The organism is Methylophilus sp. E2MeOHC9 (genome assembly GCF_058744375.1).
Genome location: NZ_CP196024.1, coordinates 894,295 through 917,497 on the forward strand (window position 1 = coordinate 894,295; position 23,203 = coordinate 917,497).

Below are 23,203 nucleotides of genomic sequence, written 5' to 3' on the forward strand. Positions count from 1 at the left end.
TGGCGGAGTGGGTAATCCTGCAATGCCGTGACGGCACAGCGGGTGGGGCAACTAGAATGAGCTATTCACTAATACATAGAATGCGCGTCCCGGTTCGTTGTAGGTTTCAGCACCTGCGCCAGAAATTGCACTCGTGACGCCAGCAGCCGTGTTACTCACACCTGAAGCGTTACCGCGGCTGTAAAGACGTTTATCAAACAGATTGCTGACGCCGGTGGTCATGCGCCAGTTTTTGTTGAACTGGTAGCTGGCGTTGATTCCGAACAGCGCGTAGCTGTTGCGCACATTGTCAGCATCCCCCGTCACTCGCCTGCCTTGATAGTCAAGTCTTTTCGGTTCCTGTTTGCCGAAAAGTGACATGGTGGCTTGCAGGCCCAGCTGGTTATTTACTTGCCAGTCCATCACTGAATTTAAAGTGACTTTAGGGATAATAGACAAAGGCTCATCAGTCTTCTTATTGATGGAATCGATCATATAAGTGAAGTTGTTGGTCCATGTCACCTGGGTGAACAACGGAAACTTCAATGTGCCCTCCAGGCCTTGTACCAGCGCATCCGGCACATTCACCCATTGGAAAATATTTGCCGCACCCTGGCCAGGGACACGCGCATTGGGGGTAATCCCGGCATCAATCTTGTTCTTGTAATCGTTGCGGAAGAAGGTCAGCCCGGCCAATACGTCTTTGGTCTTATACTCAATTCCCACTTCTTTATTGATGCTATGTTCGGCATCGAGGTCGTCATTACCTTGCAGGTAACACGCGGTCGTCCCGCCACCAAAACAGCCATTGCCGTTGCTGAAAAGCAGGTAGTTACTGTTGAGCTGATACAGGTTAGGTGCTTTGTAGGCACGGGCGATCCCGGTTTTGAGTGTCCATTGATCGTCTATCATATGAGACAGGTTCAACGAAGGACTCCAGTTATCACCGACCCGGGTATGGTGGTCGAAACGCAGGCCGGGGATCAATAGCGTGCTGTCAGTCAGGGCGATATTGCTCTCAGCAAACACCGAAAATATATTGGCTGCCGTGAAAGTATTGCGGCCGGTACTGGTGATGCCAGGCACAGCGCCACCAGTGCCTCCTCCGGCGGTCGCCTGCGTCATCGAGTTGGGGTCATCCAGCGTCTGGCGTACCCATTCGGTGCCCACAGTCAGCATCTGGCTCAGGCCCGCGACCTTACCAGGGATACTGGCCTCGGCATGGCCGGTGTATCCTTTCAGCTCAGAGGTAGTGAAAGAATCGCTATTGAACAACCCGGCGACGCCACCCGCCAGACCCTCATTCAAGCGGTTGTTGCGCGTATGCTCATACTGTAAATAAGCCATAGAGGTGCCAAAATCATATTTACCGTGATGAGTCAGGGCATAGTTATCCCGGTACATGATATTGGTTTCGCGGCCCAGATAGGCATTCAATCTTTGAGTCGCCGCGTTGGGGACGCCGGCTTGCAGCGTGTTATTGTTTGTGTTTTCGGTAGAGCCGGCATAGATATTCCCCTGGCGACTGAAAGTTGCGTCGAGGTCTAGCCTGTGGTTTTCGTTGACTTGCCAGCTTAGACGGCCATTGAGGTCACGATTACGCACGCCTTCGCGGCCAGAAGGATAGGAGTTTGCATAGATGCCGGTACGCGGAGATGCGTGGCCTTCGTTAATATCGAAATCATCAGCATCGGTCTTGTTCATATTGCCGAAAATGCGGTAGGAGATACTTTCTGAAATCGGGCCGCTCAAGCCAAAGTTCAGGCGGCGGGTAGCACCATCCACAGAATCTTGCGGGATGCTGGTATAGGCGGTAACGTTGCCATGCGTTTCTTTGGCGGCGGCCTTGGTGATGATATTGATCACACCACCGGCAGCACCGTTACCGTAACGCGCAGCTGCCGGGCCACGCAGGATTTCAATACGCTCGACCTGTTCCGGCGGCACCCAGTTGGTGTCACCGCGTGTATCACGCTCACCGCGCCAGCCATAGCGCACCGAGTTACGGCTGCTGACCGGGCGGCCATCAATCAGGATCAGGGTGTTTTCCGGGCCCATGCCGCGGATATCGATCTGGCGGTTATTACCGCGCTGGCCGCTGGTGGAGTTGCCGGTCAGATTCACACCTGGCATGGTGCGGATGATTTCTGATAGATCATTGGTCGGCGGGCGCCTGGCAATATCTTCCGCTGTGATGACAGACACACCAGGCGCTTGCTTGAGCTCTTCCTGGGCAGAGGTGATCACGACTTCTTCCAGTTGCTGTGGTTGATTGCCTGCCTGCACTTGCTCTTCAGCGATGGCAGAATGGTTGGCATAAGCCATCAGTACGATGGCGGCGAATGTATTTTTTCTAAAGTGTTGCGAGGGATGTGCACTGCGTAACGACATGTTTTTTTCCGTATGATGAGAGCCTCTGCCATCAAATTGCATGTAGCAGATGAGTTGTTGTAATAAGAATCATTATCATTCATAATTTTATCATCTGTCCTCTTAATGGATGGCTCAGTTTTGTTTGTTTGAACAAGAAAGATGTTTGTGCGCACACTCTCACACGGCAATAGCAGTGGTAAACGCAATGCAGGACGCGTCTCTGCAACGCGCAGGCTTTCGCCAGACCACGATATCGACATGGAAAACCTGCATGCCAAGATCGGTGACGATCACCGTTTGCTCTCCCCGCATATTGGTAAAAGCTCGCCGCTGATGCAGGGCGATTTTTCGTTTAACCGGGTGCGTGAAGGCATGACCCTGCATTGCACGGACATTGTGCATTTACACGACATGAACACGCAGTTCATGATCCGCGACCAATGCATCAAGATCATGCTAAAGATCGAAGGCAACGCGCGCGTGGTGATGGGGGAAGAGACGTTGCAGCTGGATGTCGGCGAAGGCGCGGAGGCGATCCCGCAGGGTGTAGTGGTCAGCATTAACCAGCCAGTGAATTTTGAGCGCTATTCGCGTGCCGGCAGCCGCCAGCGCATGGTGGTGCTCACGTTGACACGTGCCTGGCTGCAGGCGGCCGGGTTTGATCCTGACCTGTTTCAGGACAGCCTGGTGATTCACGACTGGAAACCAACTGCGCGGGATATTGCGATTGCCGAGCAACTGATACACCCTGTCAGCGGTGAAGGGCCGTTGCAGATGCTGCATCAGGAAAGCCGGGCGCTGGAATTGATCGTGCATGCATTGTCGCAGATATTACCAGCTGAACCGACGCTGCCCGTGAGCATGCCGACCACGGCCTACCAACGCGTGTTGCGCTTGCAGGCGCTGCTTGATAGTGGCGAAGCCGATCACCTGGATATGCGCACGATTGCCAAAACCATAGGTTGCAATGTCAATACCTTGCAGCAGCAGTTTCGCCAGATTCGCAGCCAGACCATTTTTGATTATTTGCGTCAAAGCCGGTTAGAGCGTGCCGCGCATGCCTTGCGCGATGATGGCGTCAGCGTGACACGGGCGGCCGAAATTGCCGGATACAGCAGCCAGGCGAACTTTTCGACCGCCTTTCACCGCCATTTCGGTACTTTGCCTAAACACTATCGCAATAAAAACTGATCGCATTGCCTGCCTGGCTTTCATTTAAATCAAAGCCACGGCTGCGGCATAGCCAGCACTGACAGGTAATTGCCAGGCCTGGATATCCGTAGTGTTGCCATCAAGAGATACCTGATAGCGCTGATGTCTGGCCGGCAGTACGCAGACGGTTGCGAGGGATGTTTGGATGCCCGTTGCCAGCGCCTTCAGTACCGCTTCTTTGGCTGTCCATAATGTAAAAAAGGCGGCAGGGTGATTTTGCTGCGCACAATACCACTGTTCCTCGGCAGACAACACATTGCACATGACCTGGTGATCTAATAAAGGCGTGACCGCTTCAATATCAACGCCGACCGCACGCCGCTCAGACAAGGCAATCAGGCCGGCATCGCCGCTGTGTGAAATATTGAATTGTAGTGTCGTTGCCGGCATATCCAGGTAGGGTTTGCCAAACGGCCCGTAGGCAAGACGAATATGCGCATACGGTTGCTGCAAACGTTCAGCCAGCAATTGACGTAACACGATGCGCATGACGGCAAAGCGGATACGGTCCGCTAGTTGTCGATAACGCAGGCAACGCGCACGTTCATTTTCGTGCAGTAAATCCATTAAATGCTGTAATTTTTCAGCATCTTTTGACTGCTGCCCGGCGCCGGGAGTCATTGCTACCTGCCAGAGGCTGATATCCGCTGCTAACTCATCTGCCGGTAGAAAATCCAGCGCTAATGGCAACACCTGCCCGATAAACGGCAGCCTATGTAACGCTAGTAAACTCGTGGTGGATGGTTGCAATGATGCAAGCATTTACTTACGCGCCAAGCGTCGCTCCGCCATCTACACGTAGATCATGCATGGTGATATGGCGGGCCTGGTCACTGAGCAAAAACAAGATAGTTGCGGCGATATCTGCTGCATCGGCAATCCGTCTTAGCGGTATCCCGGTGCGGTAGTGTGGCAGCGAACCGGCAATCACTTTGCTGGCATCACTGCCTGATTGCCACAGTTGCCTTTGCATGTCGGTGTCGGTGGAGCCCGGCGATACGATATTGCAGCGTATGCCGTACTCCGCGAGTTCCAGCCCCAGGCATTTGGCGAAATGACAGGCTGCCGCTTTGGAAGCGGCGTAAGCAGCCATCTGCATACGTGGGATCGCCGCGGCATTGGAGCCGACGGTGACGATGCTGCCGCGTTGACGTTTGATCATATAACCTGAAACGGCGCGCGATAAATAAAACAGACCGTGCGTGTTCACGGCAAAGGTCTGCTCCCAATCCTCATCGCTGCATTCAGTGATACTGCTCATACGCAGTATGCCCGCCACATTGGCCAGCATATCTACCGCCCCCAGTTCTTCTTCTATACGATCAACCACGCTGCTCACATCGCGGCTACGGCTGATATCGACCGCAAAGGCTGTCACCAGGCCAGCATGCTGCGCTACCAGGGCTTGCAGTGGCTCGGCCTGGATGTCCAGCGCTGCCACGCGTATGCCTGCCTGCACCAATGCTGCCACCACTGCCGCGCCTATGCCTTGCGCGGCACCGCTGACTATCGCCAGTTTGCCTGTCATGCGAGGCTCATTTCCGGTTGTGGCATATGCTCCGGCGACTGTTTATTTAACAGCCGCTCAGCCAGCGCCTGGCCAATCGCTGCCATGGGCGCCGGGTCACTCATGCCGAAGTGGTTGCAATTCAACACCACACAGTCCAGCCGCCCCTCTACATAAGGCAGCCAGGACGAAGGCAGTGGCGCATGCGCTTCACGCTGGGATGCCTGGAACAGCAATAAATCTCCGGCATAACGTGGCGTGTGGCTGGTGCGGAACAGCTGCATGCCATGTAAAGCCGTTGCGCCCAGGCGTTCTAGTGCCTCGCGGCCTATGCTTGCCAATGGGCTGCCTGGGCGTAGCAGGCGCTGGTAAATGGCTTCAGGGGTCTCGGCATCTACTTCACCGGTCACGCTGAGCAGGGTGATCAATGCATCGTGCAAGGTCGGTTCGCGCCAGTCAGCAAAGGCGGCCGCCGGGTAACTATCCATCAGGGCGACCAGCTCGACCGGTTCGCCGATCTGGTTCAGCCGTGTTGCAATGGCTTGCGCCAGTGCCCCACCCAGCGACCAGCCCATCAAGCGGTAAGGTCCATGTGCCTGTTGCGCGCGTATGCGTGCCACATAGTCATCCACCATGGTCTCGAAAGTGTCTGGCAAATCGATATCCGCTGTTGCCTGCAAGCCATAAATGGCCACGCCCGGTAAATGGCGCGCCAGGCCCAGGTAGCACCAGGATAAGCCTTCTGCCGGATGCAGGCAGAACAGCGCCGGATGCGTGCCTTGCTGTATGGTCAGCATAGGCGCAAAAGCCTGGCTGGCATTGTCTGATGGCGCACGATGGGCGACAGGAGCACTCAGCGCTTTTGCCAGCGCCTGCACGGTGGCATGGGTGAATAAGGCCGAAATGGGGATTTCACGTTGCAGCAACTGCCCCAGCTTGCTGGACACCTGAATGGCTTGCAGTGACTTGCCACCCAGGTCAAAAAAGTTGCTGTGTACGTCTTCCGGCATCACGCCCAGCACGTCTACCCAGACCTGCATGATTTTCTGTTCCATGGGTGAGGCATCCGGCAATGTGGCGGCCGATTTGGTTTCAACCAGTGTGGCAAGGTGTTTGCGGTCTATCTTGCCGTTGAGGTTGCGCGGCAGGGTGGGCAAGAAATGCCAGTGGTCGGGCAGGGCGGCTTCTGGCAAAACGGTGGCCAGTTGCTGGCGTAATTCGGCTTGCTGGTGAGTAGTTTGTGTTTGTTGATTGGTGCAGACGATAAACGCTGCCAGTGCTACCCCGGTAGGTTTGCGCGGGAGCGCGATCACCGCCACTTCTTGCACCGCCGGATTAGCCAGTAACGCATTCTCCACTTCGGCCGGGTCTATGCGCAGGCCGCTGATTTTGACTTCATTATCCAGCCTTCCTAAGAATTGAAGTTGCCCTTGATCCAAGCGCACCAGGTCGCCGGTCCGGTACGCGCGTGCCGAGAACTCTTCGCCTGCCGAAGCATGCACACGTGGTACGACAAAGCGCTGCGCAGTCAAGGCGTCGTTCTGGTCGTATTGCAGCGCCAGTGCTTCGCCGCATAACAGTAATTCTCCTGGTTGGCCGATGGCGACCGGGTATAGCCGTTCATCCACGATCATGGCTTGCACGCCAGGGCGAGGTAACCCGATAGGCACGTTGTCACTGCCATCCCAAATAGCACCAGGGCCACTCAGTACCGCCGTGGTGGCAATCACGGAGGCTTCGGTAGGGCCATAGCTATTCAGCAATACGCTGGCTGGTAATAGTGATTGCCAGCGCCGTGCGCGTTCCGCCAGGGCGGCTTCACCGCCAATAATGGTCAGCCTGACATTGGACAACTCGGCGGCTAGCGCTGGCGTCAGGGAAAATGCCAATTCGTGCCAGTAGGCGGTGGGCAGATCGAGTACGCTGATGTGCGCCTGTTGCAGAAAGCCGGTAAAAGTCGAGATCGAATCCAGCACCTCATCTGTGCGCAGTACTAGCGTCGCGCCCTGGCAAAGCGATAAAAAGATCTCTTCGATACTGGCATCGAAATGCAAGGGCGCAAATTGCAGCACGCGGTCGTGCGCATCAATCTGGTAAAGCTGGCCAGTACTGGTGACAAAGTGTGCCAGCGCGCCATGACTCATGAGCACGCCGTTAGGTTTGCCGGTAGAGCCCGAGGTGTATAACAGGTAGGCCGGGTCTTCCGGGTTGACCGGCACTGGCCGTGCGAGGACATGATTGGTGAATATGGCTGATAACCCGGTTTGTTGCAGGACCTGCTCATCTATACAAAGTGTATTCGATGTACGGCTGATGTGAGCCCATTCCTGCCGGGTAATGACTTGTTGTGCTGCGGCAGCGCTTAACACCATCTCCAGCCTGGCCGATGGACCTAACGGGTCCAGCGGTACATAACAACCGCCTGCCCAAAGCGTGGCCAGAATAGCGATGATGGCTTCCGGGCTGCGCGGCAGCAGGATCACCACCCGCTGCTGGGGTTGCAGGCCATTGGCTTGCAGGCGTTCAGCCATCTGGATCACCTGGTGCAGCAGGGCCTGGTAAGTCAGTGTTTGCTTGCCGTTGGTGGCATCTTGCCATTCCAGGGCAATATGGGTGGGTGATTTAAACGTGGTTTTATACAAGCGGTGCAGTACCGATTGCGCAGGTTCCAGTAACGGCGCACCACGCAGCAATGACAGCGCTGGCAAGTCTTGCAGTAACGGCGCCAGCGACGCATGCGGCGCATGTGCTGCTAGTTGGTTCAGCCATTGCGATAAATCCTCATGCAGTGTTGCCAGGCGCTCACTGCTATAGGCATTCGGGTTGGCTTCCAGCAATAATTGCCATTCGCCATTCAGGGCAAATACGCTGATGTTGAGGTCTTTGACCGGGCCGGCACTGATGGGGTGTATGGTGCTTTCCAGGCCAGTAAATGGTGCATGCCGGTCAAACGGCATGATATTCACCGCCTGGTTAAACAGGTGCTTCTGTATTTCCAGCAGGCCCAAGTCGCCGCGTATCCAGCCGTAACGGTAGTACAAATGCGGCCTGATAGTGCGCAGGCTGTCGGCCAGCTGTTTGCTCATGCTTTGCATGTCTTGCTCGGAGTCTACATAAACGCTCATGGGCACAATATTCATCGCCATGCACGGGATACTGATGGCTGGCGTACCCAGGCGATTCATCACCGGCAGGCCAAAGGTCAGGTTTTGCTGGCCTGATTGACGCGCCAGCCACAGGCCAATCGCGGCCAGCATCCAGCTGCCCCAATCCTGGCCGCATTGTTTGGCCGCCTGTTCCAGTACTGCGACTTCTTCCTTGCGCAATCTTTTGCCATGACGCAGTACTTCGTCAGAAAAATCCTGTGCTGGTGCGACCACCGCCGAGGCGGGCGCATGTTGTAAATGGCTGCTCCAGAAAGCCTTGTCGCGCTCGAATTTGCCATTGGCTTTATAGGTGCGCTCTGCTTCCAGTACTTTATCCAGCGACCAGTCCGGCAAGTCTGGCACTGGCTGGCCACTGACAATGGCGCTGTAACGGGCAGCCACCGCCTGGCACACCATGCCATAACCATAACCGTCCAACGCAATATGGTGGGCCTGGAAATACCACAGGTGGCGATCATCAGCCAGTTGCAACACGGCTGTGCGATAGAGTGCGTCTTCGGTCGGCCGGCATACGGTGGCGAGTGACTGCCTGGCCCATGCCCATGCCGCAGCTTCCGGGTTTGCCTGGTCACGAAAATCATGCGTCTCCAGCACGGTGGCAGCAGTTTGCGGCCATTGCCACAAGCCTTGGTTATTCATTTCAAAGCGCATATGCAAAGTTTGGCAATGGTCGAGAATAGCGGTGACGCTTGAGCGCAGTGCTTCAATATCCAGCGGCCCGCGCAATTCGATGGCTTCTGCGGTCAGGTAACTTGGGCTGTCCGGGACCATTTGCTGGCCCATCCAGATACCATATTGGGCAGAACTGGTTGGTAAACGTGCAAGAGTTGAGTTCATATCATCGTCCTAGGCTTGGGCACTGCCACTTGCGCAGTGCAGTAAAGTAATCAGTAAGTGCCAAGTCACCGGTGGCGTTGGTACAAGGCGCGTAGCTCACCTGACGCTAACATTGCATCGGCGAGGTGCAGGGTATGTGTAGGCAGGCGTTAAGGTGAAAAAGCAAAGTCCAGTACACGCCGTGCGCCGTGCATCAACATATCCATATGATCGTGGTCGCTTAGGCGCTGGAGTTTCACCTCTATGCCCGGCGGGCCGTCTTGCTTGAGTAAAGTGGCAAAGCGTTCGGCGTTATCTACCATGGTGCGGGTTTGCAGTTTTGCCTGTTCTTCCGCCGAGCTGAAACTGGCAGGGTATTGTTCGTTGTTGCCAACAGTGATCATGACCTTGCGTATGGATGCGGTATTTTTAAGCGCCTGCAGGCGTTCAGGTAATAACTGCATGGTTTGGTGCTCGGCAAACCATAAAGAAGGGCTGGCTGCCCAATAACGCTGGAAATATTGCGGCTGCGTTGACAGCGTATTCAGCGTGAACAGGCCGCCGTAGGAAAAACCGAATAAGGTATTTTGTTGTGGATTTAGCGCAAAGTGTTGGGCAATCAAGGGCCGCAGTTCCAGGGTCAGAAACTTCAGGAAAGCTTCGTCCCCGCCATGTTTGCTCGAGAATGAGTCGCCGGTCTTGGCACTGGTGGCAGGCGTGTAGTCCTGCGCCCTGGCATTGATATCCATGGGGTCGCCGCTGGCATAGCCTATGCCCACAATCAAGCCGGCAGGTTCGTCGCCGATTTTCTTGCGCCATTGCGCACTATCGTTATTGGAGGCTGGCCTGGGCCGCGCGACTTCCATGAATGGCACACTGGCCAGGCCGTCTAATGCCCACAACACCGGATAGCCATCGGCAGGCGCTGCTTTGTGTGGCAAGCCGATCACAATGCGGTATTGCTGGCCGGTATAGCGTGAAGTCATCTCAAAAGTCAGGCTGCGCGAGAGTTGTGCTGGTGCCCAGCTTTCAGGGATGGCAAGCAGCTTGGGCTCGGCTGCCTCACCACTCTGGGGAAAATGCAGCAAGGCTGCGCACACCATCAATAAGCTGGCCTGCCATACCGTCAATAAACGCAAGCTGCAAGGTGACTTAAACACAGTCAGAAAAAATCGGGTCACTGATTACTCCTGGGGATAATAAGTAAATACGGGCTGGCACAAAACACCGTTTGTAGCCGATTATGCATGCGCCGGTTCTTCATGGCTAAGCCGTGCCCACCATGCTTCCAGAGAAGGGTTTTCTGCCAGAGCCGTAAAATTCAGGTCCAGGCCCGCACTCCGCCAGCGCTCCACCAGTGACATGATACGAATCGAATCCAGGCCCCAGTCCAGCAGGTTGTCGTCATCTTGTAACTGGCCAGGTTCTATATTGAGCAGGGCGGCGATATTGTTGCGTAATGCTTGCAGCGAAGCGGGTAGCGCCGGGCGTAAACTTTCAAGCATGGCGTCTGTGGTTAACGCCATGCCGCAACGCTGTGACGCATAATCCAGTGCCATGGCGTGGTCCTGCGCAGAAAAATCGGCCAGTGCATCAGCAACAAAAAATGGCTTAATATCACGCATAAAGGCGTCAGATGCCGTCATCATGCAGCCAATATGCGCGTAAATTCCACAAATGATCAGCTGGTCACGCCCCTGGTCAAACAGCATTTCCTGCAGGGTCGATTTCTGGAAAGCACTGTAGCGCCATTTATCCAGCACAGTATCTTGTGGTTGCGGTGTCAGTTCCCGCGTAATGTTTTTACCCTCGGGATGAGCAGTCAGGCCTGGCCCCCACATATCCTGCAGCAAGCCACGTTCTTGCGCAGATTGTTGCGGCAGTTGCGCGGTATAGATCACCGGTATGCTCAATGCATGAGCCTGGTCGATCAGGCGTTTGCTATTGGCGAGTAACTGGGGAACCGGCGTGAGGCTACGGTCATAAAAATCCAGGAAATAGTCTTGCATATCATGTACCAACAGTGCGGCACGTTGCGCATCTGCTTGCCAGTTGACGCGGTTTTTAGACACCAGCGGTGGCATGACATAAGAAGCGATTTTTGGGATTGCCATAAATAAACCTTAATTTGAGATCAGTGATACTTGCGCGTCAGTATTCGCAAGCCGTGTTGCAATGCGCTGGCGCAGCTCTTTTTTATTGATTTTGCCGACGCCGGTTTTCGGTAGCTCGCTCACAAATTCAATGCGGTCAGGGATTTTGTAAGCCGCCAGACCACGCGCACGCAAAAAGCGTACACAATCGATCTGGCGCAGACTAGCGTCCCGCGCAACAACAAATGCGCAACTCTTTTCGCCCATATAGGCATCAGGCATGGCGACAATCGCGCAATCAATCACCAGGTGATGGACCAGCAATTGATGTTCGACTTCTTCAGCCGAAATTTTCTCGCCACCGCGATTGATTTGATCCTTGTTGCGACCTTCTACCACCAGATTGCCGTCGGCTGTGATGCGCACCATGTCGCCGGTACGGTAAAAACCATCGGCCGTGAAAGCGCGTGCGTTATGTTCGGGTGCTTTGTAATAGCCACGAATGGTGTAGGGGCCGCGGGTGAGCAAGTGGCCGATTTCACCAGGCGCGACCGTCTGGTCTTCATCGTCGACAATGCGGATCTCGTCATCTGCGGAGATAGGTCGGCCCTGGCTATGCAGCGTCACTGCCAGCGGGTCATCCAGCCGGGTGTAATTGACCAGCCCTTCGGCCATGCCAAATACCTGCTGCAAGGTGACATCCAGTGCATCGGTCAAGCGTTGTGCCATGGCGCTATTAAAACGCGCGCCACCGACCTGGATCACTTTCAGCTTTCCCAGGTCAGGCTGGCTGCGGTGAATGGCATCCAGCCACACGGGTACCAGTGGCGGCACTAACGCTGCCATCGTCACCCCTTCCTGCACCATCCATGCGATAGCGGTATCCGGATCGGGCTTATCGCACATGACAACACTTCCGCCTGCATACAGCACACCGAGTGAACCGGGTGAGCTAAGCGCAAAGTTATGTCCGGCGGGAATCACACTTAAATAAACGCTGTCTGGCGTCAGCTGGCAAATGTCTGCGCTGGCCCGTACGCTGTATAAATAATCATCATGGGTGCGTGGGATCAATTTAGGCGTGCCGGTACTGCCACCGGAAAGCTGTAAAAATGCGACATCCTCTGCCACAGGTGCAGCGGGTAATTCACCTTGCGGTGCTGGTAGATCAGCCAATGAATGAAATTCTTCGGGCTCGCCCAGCACGATCACATGTTGCAAGGTCAGGCTGGTTTTTTTCACTTCCCGCGCCAGTTGCCGATAATCAAAATTCTCGTAACGGTCAGCAATAATGTAGGCGACCGCTTCGCTATGCTGGCAAAAGTAAGCAATTTCGAATTGGCGATGCGCAGGTAACGCAAATACCGGTAATGCGCCTAACCGGAATAATGCAAAGATCGTGGCCAGGAATTCGGCAGAATTCGGCAGTTGCACGATCACGCGGTCACCATGACCAATGCCAAGCTGGTGAAAGCCTTGTGCCATGCGCATCACTTCAGCGCCTAGGTCACTATAACTCCAGCGTTGGGTGTGGCTGACGACAGCCAGTTTATCGCCATATTTTGCTACGCGAGCAGCCAGCATTTCCGGAAAAGTTTCGCCCTGCCAATAACCTTTGGCACGGTAGTCGGCCGCGACTTCCGGCGGCCATGGGGTGCAGTGTGCCAGCATCAGTAAACGGCTTCCTGCACTAACCCGAGTGCGTTTAACATGGTTTTGAATTTGGCCGTGGTTTCGGCCAGCTCATGTTGCGGTTCTGAATCAGCCACCACGCCGGCACCTGCGAACAGACGTACTTTTTTACCGGATACTTTCGCGCAACGCAGGGTGACTATCCACTCGCCATTGCCATCGGCATCGCACCAGCCGACCATGCCGGAATAAAAGCCGCGGTCAAAGCCTTCCAATGTATGGATCAGGTTGCGTGCGATGCTAAACGGATGGCCGCATACCGCCGGGGTTGGATGCAGGCTGGCGGCCAGTGCCAGAGCACTCGCATAAGGCTCAGCCAATTCGCCATCGATATCACTGGATAAATGCCACATGGTTTCTGTATTGATCAGTGACGGCAGCGCAGGTACTGAAAGCATTTTGCAGTAAGGCCGCAGCGCCTGGGCGACCGCATCAGCAACGAATTTGTGTTCATGCAGGTCTTTTTCGGATTGCAACAACCCCTGGCTACGCTGAAAATCCGCGCCATGTTCCTTCACGCGTGGTATAGAGCCTGCCAGCGGATTGGAGCGCACATGCTTGCCCTGGCGACTCAATAACAATTCAGGGCTGGCGCCTATCAGTGTGCCTTGGCCAGAAGGCCCAGTGTTGCACAGATCCACGGCAAAGGTGTAGCCCAGCGCATTGCTCCAGGCCAGGCGTTGTAACAATGCCTGTAGATCGACCGGCTGGCTGGTGGTTAATTCCAGCGAGCGTGCCAGCACTACTTTACTTAAAAGATGGTCGCGGATCTGGCGTACGGCAGTGCCTACACCTTGAGCATACATTTCCGGCGCCGGCATTGGCGTGATTTCGCAAGCGGCAGCGCGCGGCGGGGCCAGATAGCCTTCACGCGGCAATGGCCCGGCGCGCAACACTTGTTCCGGAATCATCAGGCAGGCGGGCTGATGCGTATCAAATGGGATAGCGCCTACTACGATCGGATTGGGATGCCCGTTTTTTGCTGCCTGTGATAACGCTGCATCCACGGCCTGGTTGAGTTCGGCCATATTGCTGGTGGCAGGTATCGTGGCATAGCAGCCTTGCGCCAGCATGGTTTGTTCCGGCGTGGTAAAAAAGAAAGGCGTTGCCTGGCTGTAACTGCTTAACAGCTTTTCTGCTTGCGGGTCACCGATGAAGCCTCTGAAAATATCATTCATATTGCTATCCTCATATTGGTTTAATGTAAATGTGGTTGCGGGGCAGGGCCATTGGTCAGGCCGCGGCAGGTTTGGCTGCGCCAGGTGGTGGCATTGACAGCATCTGTATGCGTCCGGCCAGCACGATAGTGAATACGGTCAGGCCGACTGCCAGCCAACCGGCATCGCCATAACCGCTGATGCTGCCATCCGCCGCTGGCGTGATCATGACTCCTCCCACCAGTGCCGCTGCGCCACAGGCCAATTGCTGGATGGCGGCATTGAGTGACATAAAGGTGCCGCGCAGGGGCGGGTGGATGGCTGAAATGGTGATGGCCATGGCTGGGATCGCGCGACCGGTGCCGACCAGGAAGAATGCTGTCGTGCATAGCAATACCCAGCCTAGCGCCAGTGGCTGCAAATGGGTCTGCAGCAGGATAGGCAGGATGGACAGCGTGGCGATCAGGCGGTAAGTGCGCACCTTGCCCCAGCGGTCGGCCAGGCCACCAATCCAGCGTGCGCTGACGAAACTGGCTAGGCCGCCCAATAAATAGACATACGGCATTTGCGCCATACTCAGGCCGACATTGCCGGTCAGGTACAAAGTCAAATAAGGGATCACCGTAAAGGTAGAAAATGCCCCCAGCGCCATAAATAACAAGCCGGTGAGATGATTGCTGTTTGCCAGCACCGCTTTCATATTGCTGGTGACCTGTTGCCAGCTGCGTGGCGCAAGCTGTTGTGCTGATAAGGATGGGATATGACTCGCGGCCAGTAACAGGAAAATACTTGCCACGGCGGCAATCGCTACAAAAGGCGCCTGCCAGCCGATGTGGTTGGTCAATAATAGTGAAATCGGCACGCCGAGGACAGTTGCGGCTGCCGTGCCGGACATGACCGTGCCACTGGCTTTGCCGCGGCGCTCGAATGGAATAAGGTCGCCGACCAGGGTTTGCAGCATCGCGCCGAGCACACCACCGAATACACCAGCCAGCCCTCGCGTCAGCAATAGCGTCTCATAATTTGGCGCCAATGCACACGAGAGCGTCGCCAGCACAAACAGCGAGAACAAGATCAACAACAAGCCTTTGCGTTCGAACAGATCGACAAAGGTAGCTGCGACCAAGCCACTGACCGCGGCAGCCAGCGTATAGATAGAGAGCAGTAATGCAAATTGCGCCGGACCGATTTGCAGTGTTTGCATGAGGATAGGCCCGATAGGCATCATCACCATAAAGTCCAGGATGTGGGAAAACTGGATGCCCGCCAGCGTGAACAGCAGGGCTTTTTCCTGCTGGGGATTAAGAGGTGTCGCTTGAGGAGTAGAGTGACTGCTTGCCATGATTTTCGTGGTTCCTGATTGGTTGCGTATGTAAAAAAGGGCTGGTGTTGCAATGGATCTACGCAGTACCTGCCAATCAATGAGATGTATTTAACTGAGAATAATTCTCATTCGTGAATAATACACCAACCTCAGGCAATAAATTTTTGTTGAAACAAGAAAGACGTTTGCGCAACCACATGTCCTCGGCACAGTAAATGTGCGCTTGGGTAATCGTTTGCTAATCGCCATCGGGCAAGTTCAATGCTCCCGAGCGATGGATTCATCACTTTGGAAAACCTCAGGCCAGCGCTATTTGGCAGGCGTGATGGATTGCAGCTGGTGGCGCAGTCCTGCGGGATAATCTGCATGACAGGGAGGGAGTGCTGGTAGCTAAAAAGCAAAAAAGGCCCGCAGGCCTTTTGCTAAAGCATGATGTAGTTGATTACTTTGCTTGCAGGGTATTGTAAGCAGTCATCAGGTTGCGGTAATCGGGGATATGGTTAGCGCATAATGCGCCCAGGCCTTCAATATCGCGGCGCCAGTCGCGGTGCAACTCGCAGGCAACGCCAAACCAGGTCATCATCTGTGCCCCGGCTGCTTCCATACGGCGCCATGCTGCATCGCGGGTCAGTTCGTTAAAGGTTCCGGAAGCATCGCCAACGACAAACACTTCAAAGCCTTCTTCGATCGCAGACAGTGCAGGAAAAGCCACACATACCTCAGTCACCACACCGGCAATAATCAATTGTTTTTTACCGGTGGCTTTAATCGCCTTGACGAAATCTTCGTTGTCCCAGGCGTTGATCTGGCCGGGGCGGGCGATATAAGGCGCATCTGGAAACAGGGCTTTTAATTCCGGCATCAATGGGCCATTGGGGCCGGTTTCAAAGCTGGTGGTGAGTATGGTCGGCAGGTTAAAAAACTTGGCCGCATCCGCCAGCGCCAGTACATTGTTCTTGAAGCGGTCAGGTTCAATGTCACGTACCAGCGATAATAATCCGGCTTGATGGTCGACCAGTAAAACCACTGCGTTGTCACGGTCCAGGCGTACATAAGGTTTGTTATTCATGATAAATCCTCTCAAAGATGTATGTTGTTTTAAAAATTAAGGGTTAAAAAATCAACGACTATGCGGTTGCAAAACGGCCCAGGTTATAGTCATTAATGGCCTGGTCTATCTCTTCCCAGGTGTTCATCACAAATGGGCCATGGCCTACGACTGGTTCGTTCAATGGTTCGCCGTTCAATAACAACAGCACGGTGTCCTGCTGGGCCTGCAACACAAGCTCAGTGCCTTCGCGTTGCATGACGGCCAGCTCGGAAGGGCGGATGGTATGCACGCTGCCGGTTTTGACTGCGCCTTTAAGCACAAAAATCGCAGTCGTGTGGCCTTCAGGCAGTGTGAATACAGTGCGTGTCCCTGCGTTCAAACGTACATCCCATACATTCATTGGGCTGAAGGTGCTAGCGGGCCCAGCTTGTCCTGCATATGCTCCGGCAATCACACGTACTTTGCCTGCCTCATCCGGCAATGCCACTTCAGGGATATCTGCACGAGTAATGCCCTGATAACCTGGTGCGGTCATTTTGTCTTTAGCAGGCAAATTCACCCATAGCTGGATCATTTCAAACGGGCCACCATTTTTAGCGTAATCGTCGCCATGGTATTCCTCATGAATAATGCCTTTACCGGCTGTCATCCATTGCACTTCGCCTTCGCCTATGGTGCCGCCGGCATTGGTTGAGTCATGGTGTGACACCTGGCCGTCATAGACTATGGTCACGGTTTCAAAACCACGGTGCGGGTGCTGACCGACGCCACGACGTTGCTCGGTGGGCTCAAAGCGGGCCGGGCCTGCATAATCCATCAGCAAGAATGGAGACATTTCTTCAGCGATATCCCTGTAGGAAAAAATGCTTTGTACCGGAAAGCCATCGCCTACCCAGTGATTGCCGTTGCTGCGTTTGATAAAAGCCAGTTTTTTCATGATGCGCTCCTTGTGTATTCATGTCGTGTTGCGATGGTTCACACTATAAACAGATGACTTTTAGGGCACTAGATGGTTAAATATGAAATTACTTTTCAATATAATGAACAATCATGGATTTGAACGAGGCTGCGGTATTCGTTAAAGTGGTGCAAGCTGGCAGTTTCAGCGCTGCAGCCCGCCAGTTAGGGTTGCCGACCTCAACCATCAGTACACGCGTGGCCCGGCTTGAAAAGCGGTTGGGCGTGACCTTGTTGCAGCGCACCACGCGGCGCTTGCATCTCACAGAGAGTGGCGCCTTGTATTTTGAACAAGCCGCGATCGGGCTGGGTTATTTACTGGAAGCCGAAGCCGCGCTGGATGCCGCCAGGCAGCAACCGCAAGGCACTTTGAAAGTCACCGCTCCTGCTGACCTGGGCGATGCCTTACTGGCGGGCCTGATCAGGCGTGTACAAATCGAATTCCCTGAGTTAGTGGTTGAAATGCTGCTGACTGACCGCTATGTCGATTTGATTGCCGAGGGGGTGGATGTGGCGATCCGTACCGGTGAGTTGCGTGATTCCAGCCTGATTGCCAAATCCCTGGGTACCATCCAATGGGCCTTGTTCGCCAGCCCGCAATACTTGCAGCAGGCGCCCAAGCTTAAAGCGCCACAGCATCTGCATGCGCATCCCTGCCTGCAATTCAGCCCGATGGGGCGTGAACATTGGGTGCTCACCAACGAAAGTAGTGAGATCAGTGTACCCATGAGTGGCCGCACGCTGGTGAATAGCATAGGTGTGGTCAAAGCCATGGCTGAAAACAGTCAGGGCGTGGCCTTGTTGCCTACTTTTATCTGTCAGCCTGCACTACGCAGCCAACACCTGCTGCGGGTATTGCCTGGCTGGCTGGGGCTCGCAGATAATGTGCATCTGGTCTACCCGCAACAACGCTTTATGCCGCCAAAATTAAGGGCATTTATTGACCTGGCGCTGGCAGAATTAAAACCACAGTTTAAAGAAGCGCCTTGAAGAAACCACCTGCAACAAAGGTATATGAAGCCTGCGTTGTCACGGACAACTTGAGATAAGAGGATTTCTCCTGACTATGAGCCAAGCTACAAACATCAATCTGCAACACGGCGCCAGCGCGGTGATTACCCACAGGGTCAGTGCCGCGCAACAACCCGCCTACGAACAATGGCTGCAGGAGATAGGCCCTGTGTGCAAGGCATCAGCGGGTATGCTTGATTGGCACCTGATCCGCCCTATCGCCGGTTACACCGATACTTATACGGTGGTGATACGCTACGACAGCGAGCAGCACCTGAAACAATGGATGTCGTCCGATATCCGCCAGCAACTGATAGCTAAAGTTGAAAGCCTGTTGAGTGAGAAAGACAGTTACCAGATCAAAAGCGGGCTGGATTTCTGGTTTGCCGCGGAAACCGGCAAGGTATTGCTGCCCGTGCGCTGGAAGCAGTTTTTATTGACCTGGTCAGCCATTTTCCCATTGGTGAGCGGGGTGTCGTTGTTGATGATCCCTGTCATGGATAAGGTTGGGTTGCCGCAAAACTGGCTGCTACATACCTTTTTGATCACCGGCGTAGTGGTGGCGTTGATGGTATATGTGGTGATGCCACGTTACACCAGGCTGGTGCGAAACTGGTTGCATGGCTAATCTGTTGTCTATTTGTCGTCAAAAGCGTCTATTTTTAGGCGATATTCCCGAAATTCAACCAACAACGGTAAAACGGATTTAAGAGTAGTGTTTTTGCCTGATTTTTGGTGCATGATTTAAGCAGAAATTAAAGTGTGGATTCAAAACCACCGATGAATATTGCATAAATACAATATCAGGGGGTACGGCGTTGAGCACCACGGCGGAATCAATAGCATTGCACGCAGAAATTGTGGAAATGCTATATGCAAATAACCGTAGATCATTGATGGCTGCCATCGTGGTCATGGGCGCGCTTTTGTTAACGCAGCGTGATTTCATTGACCACACCATCCTGGCCATCTGGACGGTGATTTTCTTGTGCGCATACGGCAGCCGCGCTTACTTCACCTTTTTCTATTACAAAGATCAACAACGTGTTGTGCATAGCAGGCGTTGGTTACACTGGTTCCGTTTCACGACCGGTTTTTGCGGTTTGGCCTGGGGACTGGCCGGTATTTTGCTGTTCCCCGAGGCGGCACCCGCCAACCAGGCTTTTCTGATTTTTGCACTGGTAGGTGTTTCCGGCGCCGGCATCGTCATTTATTCTGTGGATAGTTTAACCACCAACCTGTTCACCGGCGGCATCCTGTTATTTATGATTCCGCGCTTTATCGTGCACGGCAGTTCGGTCTCTATCGCGCTGGCAGTGCTGTTTATAGTCTATGTACTGTACGTCACCGTTGCCGGGCACGCCCTGGCTAAAAGCCTGCGTGAAAATATCTCTTTGCGCATTGCGGCCAACCTGGACAATAAAAAAGTCCACCAGCTGGCCTATTATGATTTTTTGACCAACCTGCCGAATCGCCGCCTGCTGTCTGACCGCTTGCAGCAGGCGTTTGCGCGTTGCGCCCGTAGTCAGTCTTTTGGTGCAGTGTTATCGCTGGATCTGAATAATTTCAAAGGCCTGAATGACAGCAAAGGCCACCAGGCCGGGGATGAATTGCTACAGCAGGTCGCTGCCAGGTTGCAGCAATGCCTGCGCAAAAAAGACACCATTGCGCGTATGGGTGGCGACGAGTTTATTGCCGTGCTGGATGAGCTGGGCACTGAAAAAAATGAAGCGATCAAGTCTGCGCAGGTAGCAGCTGAAAAAATGATGGCGGTTTTTTCGCAGGCTTTTCAGTTGCAGCAAAGCAAATACCGTACAACGCCTAGCATAGGCATCTGCCTGTTTCTTGGCGATGACTACAGCGAAGCCGAGGTGTTAAGGCGTGCGGATATTGCCATGTACCAGGCAAAAAAATCCGATAACCTGAATAGCGTCGAGATGTACGACGAAGTATTGCATCCGGCGGTCAAGACGCGCGCCACGCTGGAAACCGACCTGGCATTCGCCTTGCAGGGCAACCAGCTCTTGCTGTACTTTCAGGTGCAGGTGGATGAAACCCATCAGCCGATAGGTGCCGAGGTATTGCTGCGCTGGCAGCATCCGACGCTGGGCATGATACCGCCTGATCAGTTTATCCCGATTTCAGAAGAAACCGGCGAGATCGTGCCGATAGGGCAATGGGTATTGCAGCAGGCATGCCTGCAACTCAAGCGCTGGGCCAATGCGCCATTGACGCGGGCGCTCAAACTTTCGGTCAACGTCAGCGCCGTGCAATTTAATCAGCCGGATTTTGTGCAGATGGTGACCGATACCGTGCTGCAAAGTGGGTGTGATCCGCGCTTGTTGCGGCTGGAGCTAACGGAAAGCCTGATTGTGCGCAATGTGGAAGAAATCATAGGAAAAATCCAGGCCCTGAAAGCCTTAGGAATGACTTTTTCACTGGACGATTTCGGTACCGGTCAGTCTTCATTATCGGTGCTGAAACGGCTGCCACTCGATGAGCTGAAAATCGATAAAAGCTTTATCAGGGATATCCTGCACAATACCTATGACACCTTCATCGTCGAAACCATTATCAAGATGGCGAAAAACCTGGGGCAAACTGTGATTGCAGAAGGCGTTGAAATGCAGCCGCAAAAAGCCTTGCTGCAAACCATGGGCTGTCATAGGTTCCAGGGCTATTTATTCAGCAAGCCACTGCCATTAGAAGCCTTTGAAGCCAGTTTGCAATCTGGCATGACGGTATCGGTGCTAGGTCATGACAATATGTTGAATAACGGAACTGCCAGTGTGGCGGGTAACTAAGTTATACCTTCACCAGTTCGTCACCGTGACTCAACCAGCGTTGCAGATGCGCGGCGACTGCTTCGGGTGTCTTAAGCAAAAGTTGATCTGCCACCTGCTTGGCCTGTTCCAGTAAGTCGACATCGCGTTCCAGGTCAGCAATTTTCAGCATGGGCACGCCACTCTGGCGCGTGCCGAGCAATTCGCCAGGGCCGCGCAATTGCAAGTCGGCCTGGGCAATGTGGAAACCATCATTACTTTCGTAGATCACCTTTAACCTGGCGCGGCCTATCTGCGAACATTGCTGTTTACTATAGAGCAGGATACAGGTACTTTTTGCCGCGCCGCGTCCCACGCGCCCGCGCAACTGGTGCAATTGGCTCAAGCCCATGCGTTCCGCATGATCAATCACCATCAGGCTGGCATTCGGCACGTCTACGCCGACTTCAATCACTGTGGTCGCCACCAGCAAATGGGTTTCGTTGGCGGCAAATGCCTGCATCACCGCCTGCTTTTCCGCTGGCTTCATGCGGCCATGCACCAGGCCTACCTTTAATTCAGGAAAAGCTTCCTGCATATAAGCATAGGTATCGTTAGCCGTTTGTAATTGCAGGGTTTCCGATTCCTCAATCAGCGGACACACCCAGTAAGCCTGATGGCCCTGGGCGCAGGCCTCGCGTACCCGTTGCAAAATCTCTTCACGGCGGTCATCTGCCACCAGCTTGGTCGCCACTGGCGTACGGCCGGGTGGGAGTGCATCAATGACGGAGACATCGAGGTCGGCGTAATAACTCATGGAGAGGGTGCGCGGAATCGGCGTGGCCGACATCATGAGCTGGTGCGGTTCGAGGTTGGTGCGCTGGCCTTTTTTACGCAGTGCCAGCCGCTGGTGTACGCCAAAACGATGCTGTTCATCGACAATGGCTAACCCCAATTGTTTGAACTGGACTTCTTCCTGGAATAAGGCATGTGTGCCTATGGCCAGTATGGCTTCACCATTGGCAATGCGCGCCAGTGAGTGCTCACGTGTTTTCTTATTCTGGCTACCGGTCAGCCAGGCGATCTCTATGCCCAAAGGCTGTAACCAGCCGCTGAGTTTCTTGTAATGCTGTTCCGCCAGGATCTCCGTTGGCGCCATGATGGCAACCTGCCAGCCTTGTTCTATCATCTGCAAGGCTGCCAGGCAGGCGACGATGGTTTTGCCACTGCCGACATCGCCTAGCAAAAGACGCTGCATCGGGTGTGGCTGGCTCAGGTCGTGGCTGATCTCGGCGACCACTTTCTGCTGCGCCATGGTCAAGGCGAATGGCAGGCTGGCCAGTAATTGTGACACCAGTTGTTTAGAGGGTGCAGCAGCAGGGGCATGGCCTTGTTTGCGACGCGCATAGTGCTGGCGCATGGATAATTGTTGCGCCAGCAACTCGTCATAAGCTAGCCGCTGCCAGGCGGGATGGCTGCGGTTTTCCAGGGCGGATAAAGCAATCTCCGGGCTGGGCTGGTGCAGTTGCTGCAGGCTGCTGGCAAAGTCTGGTAATTGCAGCGTGTGATAGGCCCAATCCGGCAGTGTTTCCTGCAAATAATCAGCGTTTAACACCAGGTTGACGGCTTTGCGGATAGTGTTCTGGCTCAGGCCTGCGGTGGTCGGGTACACCGGCGTCAGCGCGGTACTGACTGGCGTGTCTTCTTTGACCTTGCGCTGCTGGGGGTGCACCATCTCATAGCCGAAGAATCCGGGACGAACTTCCCCAAACGCACGGATACGGGTGCCGGTTTGCAGGGCGGTGATCTGGCTGGGGTAGAAATGGATAAAGCGTAAATTGATGATGCCGGAGTCGTCCTGCACCCGCACATTGAGCATTTTGCGTGGCTTGTAACTGACTTCATTATGCACCACCACGCCTTCAATCTGGGCTTGTTCGCCCAGCCTTAAGTCACGAATGGCGGTGACATGTGTTTCGTCCAAGTAGCGTAGCGGTAGATGCAGCAATAAGGCCTGCGGCGTGTATATGCCCAGCTTTTCCATCTGGCTGCATACGGCAGGGGTGAAACCTCGGATATCGCTCAAGGAAGGCATGCTGGCC

Annotated in this window: 16 protein-coding genes; 4 read left to right on the forward strand and 12 right to left on the reverse strand. The window is 54.3% G+C overall.

Going from position 1 to position 23,203, the window contains the following annotated elements; all coding sequences use genetic code 11:
* Nucleotides 1–51: 51 nt before the first annotated feature.
* Complete coding sequence (locus tag ACSSVF_RS04330; protein WP_492405740.1) at nt 52–2,370, reverse strand: TonB-dependent siderophore receptor; 2,319 nt, start codon at nt 2,368–2,370, stop codon at nt 52–54.
* A gap of 147 nt (nt 2,371–2,517) precedes the next feature.
* Between ACSSVF_RS04330 and ACSSVF_RS04335 the strand changes: the two genes are divergently transcribed.
* On the forward strand, nt 2,518–3,543 hold the full coding sequence (locus tag ACSSVF_RS04335) for a helix-turn-helix transcriptional regulator (protein WP_492405741.1): 1,026 nt from the start codon (nt 2,518–2,520) through the stop codon (nt 3,541–3,543).
* 24 nt (nt 3,544–3,567) lie between these two features.
* Here ACSSVF_RS04335 and ACSSVF_RS04340 read toward each other — a convergent pair whose 3' ends face one another.
* The 10 genes from ACSSVF_RS04340 to ACSSVF_RS04385 form a co-directional block, all read right to left on the reverse strand.
* The gene (locus ACSSVF_RS04340; protein ID WP_492405742.1) at nt 3,568–4,326 is read right to left on the reverse strand and encodes a 4'-phosphopantetheinyl transferase family protein; all 759 of its coding nucleotides are present in this window, start codon (nt 4,324–4,326) and stop codon (nt 3,568–3,570) included.
* Nucleotides 4,327–4,330: 4 nt separating this feature from the next.
* Nucleotides 4,331–5,092 (reverse strand): 2,3-dihydro-2,3-dihydroxybenzoate dehydrogenase, encoded by a 762-nt coding sequence (locus ACSSVF_RS04345; protein WP_492405743.1) that lies wholly within the window; start codon nt 5,090–5,092, stop codon nt 4,331–4,333.
* Nucleotides 5,089–9,075: an amino acid adenylation domain-containing protein gene (locus ACSSVF_RS04350; RefSeq protein ID WP_492405744.1), complete on the reverse strand. Its 3,987-nt coding sequence runs from the start codon at nt 9,073–9,075 to the stop codon at nt 5,089–5,091. Before ACSSVF_RS04350 ends, ACSSVF_RS04345 begins: the two co-directional genes overlap by 4 nt.
* A gap of 149 nt (nt 9,076–9,224) precedes the next feature.
* Nucleotides 9,225–10,235: an alpha/beta hydrolase gene (locus ACSSVF_RS04355; RefSeq protein ID WP_492405745.1), complete on the reverse strand. Its 1,011-nt coding sequence runs from the start codon at nt 10,233–10,235 to the stop codon at nt 9,225–9,227.
* A gap of 60 nt (nt 10,236–10,295) precedes the next feature.
* Complete coding sequence (locus tag ACSSVF_RS04360; protein ID WP_492405746.1) at nt 10,296–11,168, reverse strand: isochorismatase family protein; 873 nt, start codon at nt 11,166–11,168, stop codon at nt 10,296–10,298.
* Between the two features lie 9 nt (nt 11,169–11,177).
* Nucleotides 11,178–12,818 (reverse strand): (2,3-dihydroxybenzoyl)adenylate synthase, encoded by a 1,641-nt coding sequence (locus tag ACSSVF_RS04365; RefSeq protein WP_492405747.1) that lies wholly within the window; start codon nt 12,816–12,818, stop codon nt 11,178–11,180.
* The gene (gene dhbC / locus ACSSVF_RS04370; RefSeq protein ID WP_492405748.1) at nt 12,818–14,017 is read right to left on the reverse strand and encodes an isochorismate synthase DhbC; all 1,200 of its coding nucleotides are present in this window, start codon (nt 14,015–14,017) and stop codon (nt 12,818–12,820) included. The genes ACSSVF_RS04365 and dhbC overlap by 1 nt, the downstream gene beginning before the upstream one ends.
* A gap of 55 nt (nt 14,018–14,072) precedes the next feature.
* Entirely contained in the window at nt 14,073–15,338 is a 1,266-nt protein-coding gene (locus ACSSVF_RS04375; protein ID WP_492405749.1) for an MFS transporter, read from the reverse strand.
* Nucleotides 15,339–15,762: 424 nt separating this feature from the next.
* The gene (gene ycaC / locus ACSSVF_RS04380; RefSeq protein WP_379058389.1) at nt 15,763–16,389 is read right to left on the reverse strand and encodes an isochorismate family cysteine hydrolase YcaC; all 627 of its coding nucleotides are present in this window, start codon (nt 16,387–16,389) and stop codon (nt 15,763–15,765) included.
* Between the two features lie 58 nt (nt 16,390–16,447).
* Entirely contained in the window at nt 16,448–17,308 is an 861-nt protein-coding gene (locus ACSSVF_RS04385) for a pirin family protein (protein ID WP_492405750.1), read from the reverse strand.
* A 113-nt stretch (nt 17,309–17,421) separates the two neighbouring features.
* Here ACSSVF_RS04385 and ACSSVF_RS04390 point away from each other — a divergent pair, with 113 nt between their 5' ends.
* The 3 genes from ACSSVF_RS04390 (at nt 17,422) to ACSSVF_RS04400 (ending at nt 21,143) form a co-directional block, all read left to right on the forward strand.
* The gene (locus tag ACSSVF_RS04390) at nt 17,422–18,318 is read left to right on the forward strand and encodes a LysR family transcriptional regulator (RefSeq protein WP_492405751.1); all 897 of its coding nucleotides are present in this window, start codon (nt 17,422–17,424) and stop codon (nt 18,316–18,318) included.
* 76 nt (nt 18,319–18,394) lie between these two features.
* Entirely contained in the window at nt 18,395–18,967 is a 573-nt protein-coding gene (locus ACSSVF_RS04395) for an antibiotic biosynthesis monooxygenase (protein WP_492405752.1), read from the forward strand.
* 238 nt (nt 18,968–19,205) lie between these two features.
* Nucleotides 19,206–21,143: a putative bifunctional diguanylate cyclase/phosphodiesterase gene (locus ACSSVF_RS04400; RefSeq protein ID WP_492405753.1), complete on the forward strand. Its 1,938-nt coding sequence runs from the start codon at nt 19,206–19,208 to the stop codon at nt 21,141–21,143.
* 1 nt (nt 21,144) lies between these two features.
* On the opposite strand, the gene recG is transcribed toward ACSSVF_RS04400, so the two are convergent.
* The gene (recG, locus tag ACSSVF_RS04405) at nt 21,145–23,196 is read right to left on the reverse strand and encodes an ATP-dependent DNA helicase RecG (RefSeq protein WP_492405754.1); all 2,052 of its coding nucleotides are present in this window, start codon (nt 23,194–23,196) and stop codon (nt 21,145–21,147) included.
* Between the last annotated feature and the right edge of the window lie 7 nt (nt 23,197–23,203).

Bases quoted from the DNA above. Each gene is read 5' to 3' on its own strand.
- ycaC (WP_379058389.1), bottom strand. From the start codon at position 16,389: ATGAATAACAAACCTTATGTACGCCTGGACCGTGACAACGCAGTGGTT.
- ACSSVF_RS04365 (WP_492405747.1), bottom strand. From the start codon at position 12,818: ATGCTGGCACACTGCACCCCATGGCCGCCGGAAGTCGCGGCCGACTAC.
- ACSSVF_RS04385 (WP_492405750.1), bottom strand. From the start codon at position 17,308: ATGAAAAAACTGGCTTTTATCAAACGCAGCAACGGCAATCACTGGGTA.
- ACSSVF_RS04345 (WP_492405743.1), bottom strand. From the start codon at position 5,092: ATGACAGGCAAACTGGCGATAGTCAGCGGTGCCGCGCAAGGCATAGGC.
- ACSSVF_RS04395 (WP_492405752.1), top strand. From the start codon at position 18,395: ATGAGCCAAGCTACAAACATCAATCTGCAACACGGCGCCAGCGCGGTG.
- ACSSVF_RS04350 (WP_492405744.1), bottom strand. From the start codon at position 9,075: ATGAACTCAACTCTTGCACGTTTACCAACCAGTTCTGCCCAATATGGT.
- ACSSVF_RS04375 (WP_492405749.1), bottom strand. From the start codon at position 15,338: ATGGCAAGCAGTCACTCTACTCCTCAAGCGACACCTCTTAATCCCCAG.
- recG (WP_492405754.1), bottom strand. From the start codon at position 23,196: ATGCCTTCCTTGAGCGATATCCGAGGTTTCACCCCTGCCGTATGCAGC.
- ACSSVF_RS04330 (WP_492405740.1), bottom strand. From the start codon at position 2,370: ATGTCGTTACGCAGTGCACATCCCTCGCAACACTTTAGAAAAAATACA.
- ACSSVF_RS04400 (WP_492405753.1), top strand. From the start codon at position 19,206: ATGCTATATGCAAATAACCGTAGATCATTGATGGCTGCCATCGTGGTC.
- ACSSVF_RS04360 (WP_492405746.1), bottom strand. From the start codon at position 11,168: ATGGCAATCCCAAAAATCGCTTCTTATGTCATGCCACCGCTGGTGTCT.
- ACSSVF_RS04390 (WP_492405751.1), top strand. From the start codon at position 17,422: ATGGATTTGAACGAGGCTGCGGTATTCGTTAAAGTGGTGCAAGCTGGC.
- ACSSVF_RS04340 (WP_492405742.1), bottom strand. From the start codon at position 4,326: ATGCTTGCATCATTGCAACCATCCACCACGAGTTTACTAGCGTTACAT.
- dhbC (WP_492405748.1), bottom strand. From the start codon at position 14,017: ATGAATGATATTTTCAGAGGCTTCATCGGTGACCCGCAAGCAGAAAAG.